This window comes from Pseudomonas sp. HPB0071 (genome assembly GCF_000478505.2).
GTDB classification, from domain to species: domain Bacteria; phylum Pseudomonadota; class Gammaproteobacteria; order Pseudomonadales; family Pseudomonadaceae; genus Chryseomonas; species Chryseomonas luteola.
In genome coordinates, this window is sequence record NZ_KI517367.1 from 3,486,112 (window position 1) to 3,500,373 (window position 14,262).

The 14,262-nt window shown below is 54.6% G+C and carries 15 protein-coding genes; 10 read left to right on the top strand and 5 right to left on the bottom strand.

Annotation, left to right across the window (positions count from 1 at the left end):
* The first annotated feature begins 4 nt into the window (after positions 1-4).
* The 3 genes from HMPREF1487_RS16235 to HMPREF1487_RS16245 all read left to right on the top strand — a co-directional run bounded on the left by HMPREF1487_RS16235 (position 5) and on the right by HMPREF1487_RS16245 (position 2,070).
* A complete protein-coding gene (locus HMPREF1487_RS16235; RefSeq protein ID WP_010797769.1) occupies positions 5-634 on the top strand; it encodes an arylesterase in 630 nt (209 codons plus the stop codon).
* 103 nt (positions 635-737) lie between these two features.
* Positions 738-1,019 (top strand): hypothetical protein, encoded by a 282-nt coding sequence (locus HMPREF1487_RS16240; protein ID WP_010797770.1) that lies wholly within the window; start codon positions 738-740, stop codon positions 1,017-1,019.
* Between the two features lie 70 nt (positions 1,020-1,089).
* Positions 1,090-2,070, top strand: coding sequence for a L,D-transpeptidase family protein (locus HMPREF1487_RS16245; protein ID WP_010797771.1), 981 nt, complete (start codon positions 1,090-1,092; stop codon positions 2,068-2,070).
* 93 nt (positions 2,071-2,163) lie between these two features.
* Here HMPREF1487_RS16245 and HMPREF1487_RS16250 read toward each other — a convergent pair whose 3' ends face one another.
* The gene (locus HMPREF1487_RS16250; RefSeq protein ID WP_026003970.1) at positions 2,164-2,415 is read right to left on the bottom strand and encodes an Lpp/OprI family alanine-zipper lipoprotein; all 252 of its coding nucleotides are present in this window, start codon (positions 2,413-2,415) and stop codon (positions 2,164-2,166) included.
* Positions 2,416-2,873: 458 nt separating this feature from the next.
* Between HMPREF1487_RS16250 and HMPREF1487_RS16255 the strand changes: the two genes are divergently transcribed.
* A complete protein-coding gene (locus tag HMPREF1487_RS16255; RefSeq protein ID WP_010797773.1) occupies positions 2,874-3,158 on the top strand; it encodes a GNAT family N-acetyltransferase in 285 nt (94 codons plus the stop codon).
* 53 nt (positions 3,159-3,211) lie between these two features.
* Here the strand turns inward: HMPREF1487_RS16255 and HMPREF1487_RS16260 are convergent, their stop codons facing one another.
* Positions 3,212-4,288, bottom strand: a complete 1,077-nt coding sequence (locus HMPREF1487_RS16260; RefSeq protein ID WP_037030855.1) for a 3-deoxy-7-phosphoheptulonate synthase — start codon at positions 4,286-4,288, stop codon at positions 3,212-3,214.
* A gap of 184 nt (positions 4,289-4,472) precedes the next feature.
* On the opposite strand from HMPREF1487_RS16260, the gene HMPREF1487_RS16265 reads away from it, so the two are divergent.
* The 4 genes from HMPREF1487_RS16265 (at position 4,473) to HMPREF1487_RS16280 (ending at position 7,791) form a co-directional block, all read left to right on the top strand.
* The gene (locus HMPREF1487_RS16265) at positions 4,473-4,799 is read left to right on the top strand and encodes a YbbN family protein (RefSeq protein ID WP_010797775.1); all 327 of its coding nucleotides are present in this window, start codon (positions 4,473-4,475) and stop codon (positions 4,797-4,799) included.
* 158 nt (positions 4,800-4,957) lie between these two features.
* The gene (locus HMPREF1487_RS16270) at positions 4,958-5,449 is read left to right on the top strand and encodes a universal stress protein (protein WP_010797776.1); all 492 of its coding nucleotides are present in this window, start codon (positions 4,958-4,960) and stop codon (positions 5,447-5,449) included.
* A gap of 84 nt (positions 5,450-5,533) precedes the next feature.
* Positions 5,534-6,508 (top strand): HTH-type transcriptional regulator CysB, encoded by a 975-nt coding sequence (gene cysB / locus HMPREF1487_RS16275; protein ID WP_010797777.1) that lies wholly within the window; start codon positions 5,534-5,536, stop codon positions 6,506-6,508.
* Between the two features lie 125 nt (positions 6,509-6,633).
* Positions 6,634-7,791: an aldose epimerase family protein gene (locus HMPREF1487_RS16280; RefSeq protein WP_010797778.1), complete on the top strand. Its 1,158-nt coding sequence runs from the start codon at positions 6,634-6,636 to the stop codon at positions 7,789-7,791.
* Here HMPREF1487_RS16280 and HMPREF1487_RS16285 read toward each other — a convergent pair.
* Entirely contained in the window at positions 7,781-8,743 is a 963-nt protein-coding gene (locus HMPREF1487_RS16285; RefSeq protein WP_010797779.1) for a LysR family transcriptional regulator, read from the bottom strand. The two genes, HMPREF1487_RS16280 and HMPREF1487_RS16285, sit on opposite strands and share 11 nt — an antisense overlap.
* 110 nt (positions 8,744-8,853) lie before the next feature.
* Here HMPREF1487_RS16285 and araD1 point away from each other — a divergent pair, with 110 nt between their 5' ends.
* Together araD1 and HMPREF1487_RS16295 are read left to right on the top strand one after the other, a co-directional pair.
* Entirely contained in the window at positions 8,854-9,849 is a 996-nt protein-coding gene (gene araD1 / locus HMPREF1487_RS16290; RefSeq protein ID WP_010797780.1) for an AraD1 family protein, read from the top strand.
* Positions 9,850-10,061: 212 nt separating this feature from the next.
* Complete coding sequence (locus HMPREF1487_RS16295; protein ID WP_010797781.1) at positions 10,062-11,648, top strand: aldehyde dehydrogenase (NADP(+)); 1,587 nt, start codon at positions 10,062-10,064, stop codon at positions 11,646-11,648.
* A gap of 47 nt (positions 11,649-11,695) precedes the next feature.
* On the opposite strand, the gene HMPREF1487_RS16300 is transcribed toward HMPREF1487_RS16295, so the two are convergent.
* On the bottom strand, positions 11,696-12,409 hold the full coding sequence (locus tag HMPREF1487_RS16300; protein WP_010797782.1) for a FadR/GntR family transcriptional regulator: 714 nt from the start codon (positions 12,407-12,409) through the stop codon (positions 11,696-11,698).
* 86 nt (positions 12,410-12,495) lie between these two features.
* A complete protein-coding gene (locus tag HMPREF1487_RS16305; RefSeq protein WP_010797783.1) occupies positions 12,496-14,235 on the bottom strand; it encodes an IlvD/Edd family dehydratase in 1,740 nt (579 codons plus the stop codon).
* Positions 14,236-14,262 lie beyond the last annotated feature (27 nt).

The following is a 14,262-nucleotide window of genomic DNA, read 5'->3' on the forward strand; positions in this document are numbered from 1 at the left end:
CCGCATGCGTAAATGGTTATCGGGCGGCTGTCTCGCGCTGTTTCTAATTGCGCAACACGCCGCAGCACAGACGCTTTTGATCGTTGGAGATAGTATCAGTGCCGGTTTGGGGATAGAAACGGGCCAAGGATGGGCTTCGCTGCTTGAAAAACGGCTGGACGAACAGAAGGGCAGCTACAAAGTCATCAATGCCTCGATCAGCGGTGACACCAGTGCCGGCGGGCTTTCCCGGCTATCGCCGTTACTTAATGAGCATAAGCCTGATGTTGTGCTGATTGAGCTGGGCGGCAATGATGGTTTGCGAGGCCAGCCCCCTGCGCAATTGCAACAGAATCTTGCATCAATGATTGACCAGTCCAAGCAGGCAGGTGCCAAGGTACTGCTTCTAGGAATGCGGTTGCCGCCCAACTATGGCATTCAGTATACCGAGCGTTTCGCTGCGGTTTATTCCAGTCTGGCTGAAGAAAAAAAGGTCGCACTGGTGCCCTTCTTTCTGGAGGGGGTTGGAGGAATAGAGCAGTACATGCAGCCAGACGGAATTCATCCCAATGCAGCCGGACAGCCAAGACTACTGGAAAATGCCTGGCAAGCCTTACAGCCCTTGCTTGAACGGACGCAGAATGCAAAGCACTGACATTTTGTAAGATTTTACAGTTTGGGGCGGTTAAATCCGGTTCACCTGCTTTTCAGGTCAACGCCTTTCCGTTAAGGTTGCGCCCCCCCTTCTGGAGCCTCAAATGTCGCGTCACGCCTGGTCCTTGTTTGGCTTTCAACTTATCGTGCCTGATTCACAGCTCGATCTGTTCGCCTGCCGGACAACACGGCTGCACATCGTTGCACGCCAGCTTGAGCTAGGCGGACATGCCGATCGCACATTGTGCGGCAGCCTTCTCCCGGCCGAGCCCAAGTTTCAGCCATTGGCTCGGCATTGGCTGAGACACTCGCAGTTATGCCCCCAGTGCATGGAACGTCTGGAAGCAGATAAACGGGGTGAAGTGGGTACTGTTTCGTTCCTCTGAGGTCTCACGACCTTATAGGCGCAGTGTTACACTGACACTATTTACAGCATTCTTTTCAAAGGATTTTTCGATGTTGTCTCGCGCATCATCTATCGCCTGTTTATCGCTTGCCGTTAGTCTGACTGCCGGTACGGCTTGCGCCCTGGAATTGCCGCTTCCACCGCCTGGTGAAGATATCGTGGGCGAGGTGCAGGTTATCAAGGCCGCCTACGAAGACACATTTGCAGACCTCGGTGAGAAGTACGATCTTGGCTATTCGGAGATGGTGGCAGCGAACCCGGGCGTTGATGCCTGGTTGCCAGGGGCGGGTACCGAAGTAGTTCTGCCTACACGGTTCATCCTGCCGCCTGGGCCGCGTGAAGGGGTTGTCATTAATCTGGCTGAGTACCGTATGTACTACTACCCCAAAGGGGGTAATACGGTTTTCACCTACCCATTGGGAATTGGACGTGAAGGATGGGGGTCGCCTGTTGGGACTACCCGAATCACCGCCAAGACCAAGGACCCCAGCTGGTATCCGCCTGCATCGATTCGTGCCGAGCACGCCGCCGATGGTGATCCGCTTCCTGCCGTGGTTCCGCCTGGGCCGGACAATCCGCTTGGACCCTACAAGTTGAACCTTGCGCTACCAGGTTATCTGATCCACGGTTCCAACAAGAAATTTGGTATCGGCATGCAGGTCAGCCACGGCTGTTTCCGGATGCTGAATGAGGATCTCAAGGAGTTCGTTGGAATGGTTCCGGTGAACACCCCTGTACGCATCATCAACGAGCCTTACAAGTTTGGTATCAGCCAAGGCAAGCTGTATCTGGAGGCGCATGAGCCGCTCTCGAGCGAAAATGGCAAGCCGGCCATGATCGACCAGCACACGGCTGTAGTGAATGCCATGATCCGTCGCGAGGACTTGAGTGGTCACGCTGAGCTGAACTGGGAATTGGTAAAGGACATCGTCACGGCGCAGGATGGTCTGCCCGTAGAGGTGGCTGCTACCATCAATCAGGCTTCTCAAACTGCTGCGACTGCCGCTGATCAGCCTGCTGCAGCGCTATAAAACAGTGTGGCAACAAAAAGCCCGCCAAAATGGCGGGCTTTTTGTTGCTCGCAAAAGCCGACCCGAGAGTCGGCTTAACAGGTCAGAGACCTATTATTTGCGGCTGGCTTTTTCCAGCATACGCAGAGCGCGCTCGTTAGCTTCGTCAGCAGTCTGCTGAGCTTTCTGAGCAGCAGCCAGAGCGTCGTCAGCATGACGATAAGCTTCGTCAGCACGAGCCTGAGCGCGAGCAGCAGCGTCTTCAGTAGCGGTCAGACGGGCTTCGCTTTCTTTGGAAGCGTGGCTGCAACCAGTAGCCAGGGCAGCTGCCAGAGCCAGAGCGGCAAATTTCAGAGCGTTGTTCATCATTATCCCCTTGAGGTGGACTTCCATATAGAGTGCAAATTTCCCAGCGGAAAATTGCGCGCTACATACTACTCATAACGTGTAGTAAGTAAACTGAGCGAATGCAAGGTTCGCGAGTTTTTTTCACTTTCCCTTTCATAAGCTCGATAAATTGACATTGCGTTGCTTAAAAAGTGTCCAAGGGTGACTGATGACGGGTTTTCTGACGGTATAAGGAGCGCGACTAAGGCAAACAGTTACAAGGCTAATGGGTTGTATTAATGCAAACTTCAACGCACTATTAAGCTCTTAGTCTTGCGCCAGATGCTCGTTGTATTAAGCCTAAGGTCATGATTGTTGTGCGATGGCCGGCCCGAACGGGGCAGCCATTTCTGTAGTCTGAAAATAGGCTCGGCAGCAATGTCGCTTCCCAATAAGAGAGATAAGGCGGGTAATCGGTTTTCCGCCAAGGAGCAGATATGAACGAGTCGTTTTCAATCGACCACGACCTCTCATCTCACCAATTTGTCATCCACGTCGATGGGCAGCGCGCGTATCTTGCCTATATGGATCTTGGTAAGCAGACCATGGATTTTTACAGAACCTTTGTGCCCGATAATCTGCGGGGCAGGGGAATAGCCGCAGCGTTAGCCGAACACGCACTGACTTACGCGGAGTCACGTGGCTACAGCGTCATTCCATCCTGCTCCTATGTCGAGCGTTATATCGAGCGGCGTCAGCAGAAGCTAACGGCTCCTCACTAATCGACAGGCATAAAAAAGCCGGGTAAAGAACCCGGCTATAAGAAGACTGGCAATCAATCGCGCTTGCGCTTGGGCAGTACGTCCTTGAGCTTGTTATGCATGCTCATGATGCTCTGTTCCGTCATTTCCCAATCGATGCAGGCATCTGTAACCGAAACGCCGTATTTCAGTTCGTTGAGATCCTTAGGAATCGGCTGGTTGCCATAGCCCAGATGGCTCTCTACCATCAATCCGATAATGGTCTGGTTGCCTTCGATTATCTGGTTGGCAACGTTATCCATTACCAGCGGCTGCAGTGAGGCATCCTTGTTAGAGTTTGCATGGCTGCAATCCACCATGATATTAGCCTTGACCTTGGCTTTGCTTAATTCACGTTCGCATACCGCAACGCTGACCGAGTCGTAGTTCGGTTTGCCGTTACCGCCGCGCAGAACCACATGACCGTAGGGGTTACCTTTGGTTTGCACGATCGAGACCTGTCCCTGCTGATTGATGCCGAGGAAACGATGTGGGTTTGAGACCGATTGCAAGGCGTTGATAGCAACGGTCAGGCTGCCATCGGTGCCGTTCTTGAAGCCAACGGCCGATGAAAGGCCGGAAGCCATTTCACGGTGCGTTTGGGACTCCGTGGTCCGGGCGCCAATTGCAGACCAGCTGATCAGGTCCTGAAGATACTGTGGTGAGATGGGATCTAGTGCTTCGGTGGCAGTAGGCAAGCCTTTCTCGGCCAGCTCCAGCAGCAATTGGCGACCAATGTGCAAACCATCCTGAATCTTGAAGGAGTCGTCCAGGTAGGGATCGTTGATAAGCCCTTTCCAGCCGACTGTCGTCCGCGGCTTCTCAAAATACACCCGCATGACAAGGAAGAGGGTATCGGAAACTTTTTCGGCCAGAACCTTCAGGCGGTCGGCGTACTCGTGGGCTGCCTTGATGTCATGAATGGAGCAGGGGCCAATCACGACAAAAATCCGATGATCCTTGCCATCAAGGATATCACGCACCACCTGGCGACCCTGAGCGACTGTCTTGGAGGCGCTTTCGGTCAAAGGAATCTCTAGTTTGAGTCGCTCAGGCGTTATCAGGGGGTCGTTTGATACGACGTTTAGGTCATTTATAGGTAAATCGGCCATAGTGTTCTCGGAGGCCACGGTGCCTGCTTGGGCATAACCGGCTGGCGTTACGCGGTAAAAGGTTGACAAGAGGCTAACCATAACGTGTCTTCATAGGAGGCGACAATGGCCTTTTCCGGTTCGAGAGACGAAGCGGCCTGTTGCGTCCTTGGATGTCTTGACCAGTACGAAATAGCGAGGCTTTGTGGAATTAAGCGATCTTGATGCGGATCAGGCGTTGTTGGCGCTTTCGGGAGTAACGTTGCTTATCTTCACTGGTGAAGGGTGCTCAAGTTGCCGGTGGGCGCGAGAGCGCTTGCCGGAGATGAACTTGCCATGCGATCGAATCGCCTGGGTCGATGCGGAGCGAAACGGAGGAATGGTGCAGCGCTATGAGGTATTTCACTTGCCTGCTCTGTTCGTAGTACGTCAGGGGCTATTTTATGGCGGGCTGAAAACGCGGATGACCGAGTCTGAATTGAATCAGGGAATTCTGGCTTGTCTGAGCCGTGATGCTGATGATTTACCTTGATGAGAGAAGTGTGATGTTAACTAACCAAGTTCGCAAATTAAGGCATTTACCAGCATTTTGCACGGCGAAGTGGCAATACGCTGCTACGCTTTCCTGTGATGAATAAGCATTCGGCATGTCGTATGACGGCCATCCACGTCAGTAGTTGAGGGGGCCAATTGATCCAATCGATTCTTTATGCAACTGATCTGGGCATCTACTCATCCTCTGTCTTGCAGCATGCGCTTTCCTTGGCGCGAGCGCATGATGCTAAGTTGTATGTCGTACATGCGGTTGAACCCTTGGGGTTGTTCGCTGACTCGATTTTGCAAACCTATATGGATGCCTCCACGTTGGCACAATTGAACAAGCAGGGTTTCAATACCGTTTTAGCCAATATTGAGCAGCGCGTGATTGAGTGTCTGCGCGATGAAATGGGGGAGGCTGCGCAGGAGTTTGACCGTATCCGCTTGGTGCGGGTCGTTCAGGGAGATCCCGCTCAGGTCATTCTTGATCAGTCCCATGATCTGGCTGTCGATTTGATCGTGTTGGGCAGTCATAGTCATGGCAGCGCTTGGGATACACCGCTGGGACGTACTGCAGGCAAAGTTCTGCAAATGGCGGATGTGCCTGTCTATCTTGTACCCATGTTGCAGCATCGCAGCCATTGATAATTACCAATGGCTATAAATATTTTTGTAGTGCGTTAGTATAGGTTATAACAACGGTGCTGTTAGCTATAGCAAGGAGCCATCATGAAGCTTCAGCAATTGAGGTACATATGGGAAGTGGCGCATCACGATCTCAATGTTTCTGCAACAGCGCAAAGCCTGTATACCTCCCAGCCAGGCATCAGTAAGCAGATCCGGTTGCTTGAGGATGAGTTGGGGGTAGAGGTGTTTGCTCGAAGCGGCAAGCACCTGACACGCATTACGCCAGCGGGTGAGCGGATTATCCAGACCGCTGGTGAGATCCTGCGTAAGTGCGAAAGCATCAAGCAGATCGCCCAAGAGTTCTCCAACGAGAAGAAGGGCACGCTTTCAATCTCCACGACGCACACCCAGGCCCGCTATGCCTTGCCGGATGTGATCAGTGATTTCATGAAGCAGTATCCGGATGTCGCCCTGCACATGCAGCAGGGTACACCTATGCAGATTGCTGAAATGGCAGCAGATGGCACAGTTGATTTTGCCATTGCAACGGAAGGCCTTGAGCATTTTGGTGATCTGATCATGCTGCCCTGCTATCGATGGAATCGATGTGTCATCGTGCCCCATAGTCACCCCTTGGCCAAAGTGCCCAAGCTCACCCTGGAAGCTCTAGCTGAGCATCCCATCGTCACCTACGTATTCGGTTTTACAGGTCGTTCCAAGCTGGATGAGGCCTTTAGCCGGCGAGGATTGGAGCCAAAAGTCGTTTTCACCGCAGCCGATGCCGACGTTATCAAGACCTATGTAAGGCTCGGTCTGGGGGTGGGAATCGTGGCGGATATGGCGGTTGACCATAAGCTCGACAGTGACCTTGTTGCGCTGGACGCCAGTGAATTGTTCGAGGCCAGCATTACCAAGATCGGCTTGCGTCGGGGGACCTTCCTACGGGGATATATGTGTGACTTCATCAGTCGTTTCGCCCCGCATCTGACGCGTGAAGTCCTTGTGCAGGCGATGCAGTGCCATAGCCGCCAGGAAGTTGAAGACCTGTTTGCTGATGTCGCATTGCCGACCTACTAGATTCGCTTAATCATCGTATGAAAGAAAGGGAGTCACTTCGTCTCATTTTGTGTCAGAGTGACGGGGTGAGCTTTCCAGCGGCTCACAGGTGTCCCTTACAAGAAAAACAATACGAGGTTCATACGATGAAAGTGTCCCGAAAGTCTGCTGTTCTGCTAGGTATAGGTTTCGCTCTTATGTCCGGACTCTCCCAAGCCAGCTCGTTGCATGTTGATCGTGCCCCGTTCGGGTCACTTCCTGATGGCCGTGCCATCGAGCGCTATACGCTACAAAACAGCAACGGAATGCGAGTTGGCATCATTACTTATGGCGGTATCGTCCAGTCCATTGAGGTGCCCGATGCAAAAGGGCATGTGGAGGATGTCGTTCTAGGTTTTGATGATGTGAAAGGCTATCTGGATAACGGCACCGTTTACTTTGGTGCGCTGATCGGCCGATTCGGCAATCGCCTGGCCAAAGGCAGGTTCGAGCTTGATGGCAAGACGTATCAGGTGCCGATCAATAATGATCCAAATGCTCTGCATGGCGGACCGGAAGGCTTCAATACCAAGGTATGGCAGGCCAAGCCTATCGAGGGCAAGGATTGGAAGGGCGTATCGCTTAGCTATGTTTCGTCTGATGGTGAGATGGGCTTTCCAGGCACGCTCACTACTACTGTGCGTTATACCCTCAACGAGCATAACGAGTTGCAGATCGAATATACCGCAACGACGGATAAGCCTACGGTAGTCAACCTGACCAATCACAGTTATTTCAATCTGGCGGGCGCTGGCAACGGGACCATTCTTGACCAGAAGGTGACTATCCATGCGTCCAAGTTCACCCCGATTGATTCAACGCTGATTCCGACCGGGGAACTGGCTGAGGTGAAGGGTGCGCCCATGGACTTTGTCCATCCGACTGCTATCGGTGCGCACATTCGTGACAACGACCAACAGCTGAAATATGCCGAGCCCAAACAGGGTGGCTTTGATTTCAACTGGGCATTTGATAAGCCGGGGCAGCTCGATGCCGTAGCGGTTACGGCTTTTGATCCATCATCCGGGCGGCGTCTGGAGATGTATACAACCGAGCCGGGCGTGCAGTTTTATACCAGCAACTTTCTGGATGGCACCATCAAGGGCAAGCAGGGCAAGGTTTATCCGCACTGGGGAGCGTTTACGCTGGAGGCTCAGCACTTCCCCGATGCACCAAACCAGCCCAACTTTGCCAGCACTCGCTTGAATCCCGGCGAGACATACAAGCAGACTACCATCTACAAATTCTCGACCCTCAAGCAGTAATCTCCTGCCTATGGGGCTGCACCGTCAGCCCCATATCCTGCCTTAATTCTTCAATCAGCATTTTGGCCGGTGCGGTGACGTCCATGCCCTGGCGAATGACAACGCTATAGGGCTCGCTGTTGATTTGCAGGTCAATGGAAAAGCGCTTGAGCAAGCCAAAGCGTTCACTGAAGAGCGCTACATCGCTAGGCATCACAGCCAGAAGATGCGGATCCTCCTGCAACAGGCTAAGCATCGTGAACGTAGAGGCCGTTTCGATGGGATAGCGCGGAAAGTCGAGCCCTGCAAGGCGAAACTGCTGCTCCAGCGCGAGGCGCATGGGCATGTTGGACGGATAGACAACCCAGCGATAGCCTGTCAGCTCGTCCAGACTGGAAAGTGATGCGTTGGCCAGCGGATGGTTGGGATGAGCCACCAGCGCCAGGCTTTCTGGATGTTCGATCAGCTTTTCATATGCATCAGGCCGGGTGCTTACGCTGGTTCGGCAAATCACTACGTCTACCCGCCCTTGGTCGAGAAGGGCAAGCAGTCGCGCGCTGGTGTCCTCCGCGATATGAATCGACAGTTCCGGCTGTTTCTGGCGAAGCCGATTGAGCGACTGCATGAGCAGCGGCACCGCACCCATGATAACGCCAATGGACAACCGGCCACCCTGACCATGCAGGATGCCAATCATTTCTTCCCTGAGGTGGGCAATGTCAGACTGAATGAGGCGCGCATATCGAGTCACGCAGCGTCCCAGATCGTTAGGCACCAGTCCCTGACTGGTACGTGTAAAAAGGGTGGCGCCTAGTGTCGCTTCAATTTCATGGAGGGCTTTCGTTGCACCCGGTTGAGTAATAGCAACCTGCTCGGCAGCCTTGTGCAGTGAGCCATGCTCCTCAAGGGCAATGAGAAGCTTGAGCTGACGTACGCGTAGGCGCGATGAAATGGAATTCAAAGATGGAATCATGGGAATAACCAAAGGTTATCGCTTAATCAGTACCTCTCATTAGGCAGCGTTCTGCGCGCGCCGTAAAGTATGCGCTATCCATTCAGCCCATAACGATAAGAGCAAACCCCATGAGACTGATTCAATTTGAGACTTCAGAAGGCCAGCGCCATGTAGGAGTGGTTGAAGGCGAGAATCTCCAGATTGTACGTAATGTTCGCACGACACGTGAGCTGGCACTGAATGCAATCCGAAATGGACATGATCTGGTTGCTGAGGTCCAGGCGCAGGGTACCGAGCCAGGACCGAGTTATGACAGTGTGCTCGAAGCCCGTCGCGTATTGCCTCCGTTGGATCATGACGATACGGCCCACTGCCTGGTTACCGGAACTGGGCTTACGCATCTGGGCAGTGCTTCTACGCGAGATAAGATGCATCAGCACAACAATCAGGACGAAGCCAAGTTGACCGACAGCATGCGTATGTTCAACTGGGGACTTGAAGGCGGACGACCTTCGGCCGGTGAAGTGGGGGCGCAGCCAGAATGGTTCTACAAGGGTGACGGCAGCATTGTTGTCCGTCCGGGCGAGGATTTTTCCCTTCCCGAGTTTGCCGAAGATGCCGGTGAAGAGCCTGAATTAACCGGCCTGTATGTCATCGGTGATGACGGGGAACCTTATCGGGTAGGTTTTGCGCTGGGAAATGAGTTTTCCGATCATGTCATGGAACGGAAAAACTACCTTTATCTAGCGCACTCTAAACTGCGCTGTTGCGCATTTGGGCCTGAATTGCGAGTAGGTGAGCTGCCTCGCCACCTTTCAGGTATGAGCCGGATTCGCCGTAACGGTGAGGTCCTTTGGGAAAAGGAATTTCTTTCAGGCGAAGAGAATATGTGTCACAGCCTGGCGAATCTTGAATATCACCATTTCAAGTACAACCAGTTTTTGCGTCCGGGCGACGTACATGTACATTTTTTCGGAACGGCTACACTGTCCTTCGCTGACGGTATCAAGGCGCAGCCGGGAGATCGGTTCGAAATCAGCATGCCTGAATTCGGTAAACCTCTGATCAATGGCATCGCTTCCCATAAGCCGGATTTCGTAATAGGCAACATCAAAGCGCTATAACGTTCTGAACATCAAGTGCTTTAAACGTGGGTTGTCAGCTAAATCTGCCTTCATAAGAGGCCGGTTAAATCACTAAATTGCTATGTTGTATGATGACTTAAAGTCCGACAGGATGTACCTTTAGTGCCTGACACCGATGTTCTTCTCATTTTATCTGCGTGAGCATTGGCTCGCGCAGTGTCCTGAAACCCTTTATGGTCAAGGAGTTAAGCATGCAGATCACAGGACATAACTATGTTGGCGGAGCGCGTAGTGCTAAAGGCGAAACTATCGTCTATAGCGTGGATGCGACCTCTGGAGAACAGTTATCGTATAAGTTCTATCAGGCTACGCCTGAAGAAGTTGATGCTGCTGCACGTGCTGCGCAAGAGGCTTATCCCATCTATCGCAGCCTGAGCGCTGAAAAGCGTGCCAGCTTTTTGGAGGCCATTGCAGACGAACTGGACGCGCTGGGTGACGATTTCGTGCAGCTGGTTTGCCGCGAAACCGCATTGCCTGCTGGCCGTATCCAAGGCGAGCGTGGACGCACCAGTGGACAGATGCGTCTATTCGCTCAGGTCCTGCGTCGTGGTGATTTCTACGGGGCGCGCATCGACCGTGCCTTGCCTGACCGAAAGCCGCTGCCTCGTCCAGACCTGCGCCAATACCGTATCGGTCTTGGTCCAGTAGCTGTATTCGGTGCAAGCAACTTCCCGCTGGCATTCTCTACCGCAGGCGGCGACACCGCTTCGGCGCTGGCTGCCGGTTGCCCGGTTGTGTTCAAGGCCCATAGTGGTCACATGGGAACAGCTGAATATGTGGCTGAAGCCATTGTTCGTGCGGCTGAGCGTACTGGCATGCCGGCTGGCGTTTTCAATATGATCTACGGCGCTGGCGTCGGCGAGCAGCTCGTCAAGCACCCAGCCATCCAGGCGGTCGGTTTCACGGGCTCGCTGCGAGGTGGCCGCGCACTGTGTGATATGGCTGCTGCACGTCCTCAGCCGATCCCGGTTTTTGCTGAAATGTCCAGTATCAACCCGGTTCTGCTGATGCCTGAAGCGATCAAGCAACGCGGCGATAATGTGGCTAATGAGCTGGCCGCTTCGGTCGTGTTGGGATGTGGTCAGTTCTGTACCAACCCGGGCCTGATCATTGGCATTCGTTCGCCAGAGTTCTCTGCATTCCTGGAGCGTTTCGCCGCGACCATGAATGACCAGCCGGCGCAGACCATGCTCAATGCAGGCACCCTGAAGAGCTATGTCAAAGGTCTCGAGCATTTGAATGCTCACTCCGGTATTACTCATCTTGCCGGTGCAACCCAGCAAAATAACAATCAGGCTCAGCCACAGTTGTTCAAGGCTGATGTCAGCTTGCTGCTGGAGGGTGATGAGTTGTTACAGGAAGAGGTTTTTGGCCCAACTAGCATTGTGGTAGAAGTTGCCGATAAGGCCGAGCTGATTCGCGCATTGCATGGCCTGCATGGCCAGCTGACCGCGACGCTGATTGCCGAGCCGGGTGACTTGGAAACCTACGGTGCTGAGCTGACAGCTGTGCTTGAGCAAAAAGCAGGGCGCCTATTGATCAATGGTTATCCAACCGGCGTAGAGGTCTGTGACTCCATGGTTCATGGTGGTCCTTACCCGGCAACGTCCGATGCTCGCGGAACCTCCGTAGGTACGTTGGCCATCGATCGCTTCCTGCGCCCGGTCTGCTACCAGAATTACCCGGATGCACTGCTGCCTGAGCCACTCAAGAACGCTAACCCGCTGGGTATTGCCCGTCTGGTTAACGGCGTTACGACACGTGATGCGCTGAGCTGATCGCTCCGTTAATGAAAAAGCCCCGGCGTGCCAGGGCTTTTTTATGGCTATTCGCCCTCTAATACCAGTGTAAGAGCCTTACGTGCGTCTTCCAGTTGTACCAGGGTGGCATGTTTGGCGCCCAGGGCATCGCCATGTTGAATAGCCGTCAGGATCGCTTTATGGCGGGGAAGGGCGAACTCATGAAGGTTGGGACGCCTGTTTGATTGCTTGAGCGATTCGCGCAATGCCAGCGATAGCATGTTGCAGAGGTTAGCCAAGAGGTCATTGTGAGTGGCTTCGGCAATCTGACTGTGGAAATCCAAGTCCGGTTGTAACCACTCTTCCGGCGTCTTGGCTGCTTCCATGCGCTGATAAGCGTTCTCAATGGCCGCTACGTCATCAGGTGTGGCATGCGTAGCAGCAAGCGCGGCGGCTGCGGGCTCTATAATGCAGCGCACGCTTGAAAGCATGTTGAAGAAATCGTTTTGTGGCGTCGTTTCCATCAGCCAGTGCAGTACGTCGGGATCAAGCATATGCCATTCGCGACGAGGCCTGACAACCGTGCCCACCTTGGGTTTGGAGTAGACAAGCCCTTTGGCTACCAAGACCCGGGTTGCTTCGCGCAGCACCGGGCGGCTGACAGCATACTCCTCGCATAGCGACGCTTCAGGCGGAAGCTTGGAGTCTGCAGGGAAGTGGCCAGAAACGATATGCCGGCCCAACTCCTGAACGATTCGGGCATGCATGCTTTTGCGAAGTGAAGGTTTGCGATATTCCATGAGGCGCGACGTGGCGATCCTGTTTCGAGGCCGCGCATCATAACATTCGCCCCTCGCCAATGCGGAAAGGGGCGTTGAGAACTCACTCAATGTGAATGTCTCGGCACCTCGGAGCCACGGCAGCCGACGAGGAAGTCGAAATCGCAGCCCTCATCGGCCTGCAGCACGTGGTCCACGTACAGCTTGCGATAACCGCCACCGAGCAGGTTGGCGTTCGGGTCCTGCCAGTCCGCCAGGCGGGCCTGCAGCTCTTCATCGCTGATATCCAGATGCAGGCGGCCGTTCTCGCAGTCCAGCTCGATCATGTCACCGTCACGCACCACCGCCAGCGGACCACCTGCCGAAGCCTCCGGCGCTACGTGCAGCACCACCGTCCCGTAGGCCGTCCCACTCATGCGCGCATCGGAAATACGCACCATGTCGGTAATGCCCTTGGCCAGCAGCTTGGGTGGCAGACCCATGTTGCCCACCTCAGCCATGCCCGGATACCCTTTTGGTCCGCAGTTCTTGAGCACCATGACGCAGGTCTCGTCGATATCCAGGTCCGGGTCGAGCACACGCTCCTTGTAATGCTCCAGGTTCTCGAACACCACCGCACGGCCCCGGTGCTGCATCAGCTCCGGTGTGGCAGCAGAGGGTTTGAGCACTGCTCCCTTGGGTGCCAGGTTGCCCCGTAACACGCAGATGCCGCCGTCCTTGCGGATGGGGTTGTCCAGCGTACGGATGACTTCATCCTGCCCGTAGATCGGCGCCTCGGCACAGTTCTGCCAGATCGACTGGCCATTGGCGGTCAGGGCATCAGGGTGCGGCAGCAGGTTTGCCTCACCCATCCGGCGAATCACTGCCGGCAGGCCACCGGAGTAGTAGAACTCTTCCATCAGGAAGCGACCGGACGGCTGCAGGTCGACGATGGTAGGCGTACCGCGACCGACCCGCGTCCAGTCGTCCAGCTCAAGGTCTACGCCCATACGCCCGGCGATGGCCTTGAGGTGAATCACGGCATTGGTCGAACCGCCGATGGCAGCATTGACGCGGATGGCATTCTCGAAGGCTTCCTTGGTCAGGATCTTCGACAGGCGAAGGTCCTCATGCACCATGTCCACGATACGCATGCCAGAGAGGTGCGCTAGAACATAGCGACGCGAATCCACGGCTGGGATCGCAGCGTTATGCGGGAGCGAGGTGCCCAGGGCTTCAGCCATGCAGGCCATGGTGGAGGCAGTACCCATGGTGTTACAGGTACCGGCCGAGCGGGACATGCCAGCTTCAGCAGAAAGGAACTCGTTCAGGTCGATCAGCCCACCCTTATAGGCCTCGTGCATCTGCCAGACGATGGTACCGGCACCGATGTCGCGACCGTGGTGCTTGCCGTTAAGCATCGGCCCGCCGGTTACCACGATGGCGGGTACGTCGCAGCTGGCAGCGCCCATCAATAGCGCAGGGGTGGTCTTGTCGCAGCCGGTCAGCAGCACCACAGCATCGACCGGGTTGCCGCGGATGGCTTCCTCCACGTCCATGCTGGCCAGGTTGCGGGTCAGCATGGCGGTGGGGCGCAGGTTGGACTCGCCATTGGAGAAGACGGGAAACTCGACGGGAAAACCGCCGGCTTCGTAGACGCCGCGCTTGACGTGCTCGGCAATCTTGCGGAAGTGGGCGTTGCAGGGGGTAAGTTCGGACCAGGTGTTGCAGATCCCGATGATGGGTTTGCCCTGGAACTCATGGTCCGGGATGCCCTGGTTCTTCATCCAGCTGCGATACATGAAGCCGTTCTTGTCGGCATTGCCAAACCACTGGGCCGAGCGCAACTGGGTTTTTTTCTCAGACATGTTGTTAACTCTTATTTGTCATACTAA

Bases quoted from the DNA above. Each gene is read 5' to 3' on its own strand.
- HMPREF1487_RS16235 (WP_010797769.1), top strand. From the start codon at position 5: ATGCGTAAATGGTTATCGGGCGGCTGTCTCGCGCTGTTTCTAATTGCG.
- HMPREF1487_RS16240 (WP_010797770.1), top strand. From the start codon at position 738: ATGTCGCGTCACGCCTGGTCCTTGTTTGGCTTTCAACTTATCGTGCCT.
- HMPREF1487_RS16245 (WP_010797771.1), top strand. From the start codon at position 1,090: ATGTTGTCTCGCGCATCATCTATCGCCTGTTTATCGCTTGCCGTTAGT.
- HMPREF1487_RS16250 (WP_026003970.1), bottom strand. From the start codon at position 2,415: ATGAACAACGCTCTGAAATTTGCCGCTCTGGCTCTGGCAGCTGCCCTG.
- HMPREF1487_RS16255 (WP_010797773.1), top strand. From the start codon at position 2,874: ATGAACGAGTCGTTTTCAATCGACCACGACCTCTCATCTCACCAATTT.
- HMPREF1487_RS16260 (WP_037030855.1), bottom strand. From the start codon at position 4,288: ATGGCCGATTTACCTATAAATGACCTAAACGTCGTATCAAACGACCCC.
- cysB (WP_010797777.1), top strand. From the start codon at position 5,534: ATGAAGCTTCAGCAATTGAGGTACATATGGGAAGTGGCGCATCACGAT.
- HMPREF1487_RS16280 (WP_010797778.1), top strand. From the start codon at position 6,634: ATGAAAGTGTCCCGAAAGTCTGCTGTTCTGCTAGGTATAGGTTTCGCT.
- HMPREF1487_RS16285 (WP_010797779.1), bottom strand. From the start codon at position 8,743: ATGATTCCATCTTTGAATTCCATTTCATCGCGCCTACGCGTACGTCAG.
- araD1 (WP_010797780.1), top strand. From the start codon at position 8,854: ATGAGACTGATTCAATTTGAGACTTCAGAAGGCCAGCGCCATGTAGGA.
- HMPREF1487_RS16295 (WP_010797781.1), top strand. From the start codon at position 10,062: ATGCAGATCACAGGACATAACTATGTTGGCGGAGCGCGTAGTGCTAAA.
- HMPREF1487_RS16300 (WP_010797782.1), bottom strand. From the start codon at position 12,409: ATGGAATATCGCAAACCTTCACTTCGCAAAAGCATGCATGCCCGAATC.
- HMPREF1487_RS16305 (WP_010797783.1), bottom strand. From the start codon at position 14,235: ATGTCTGAGAAAAAAACCCAGTTGCGCTCGGCCCAGTGGTTTGGCAAT.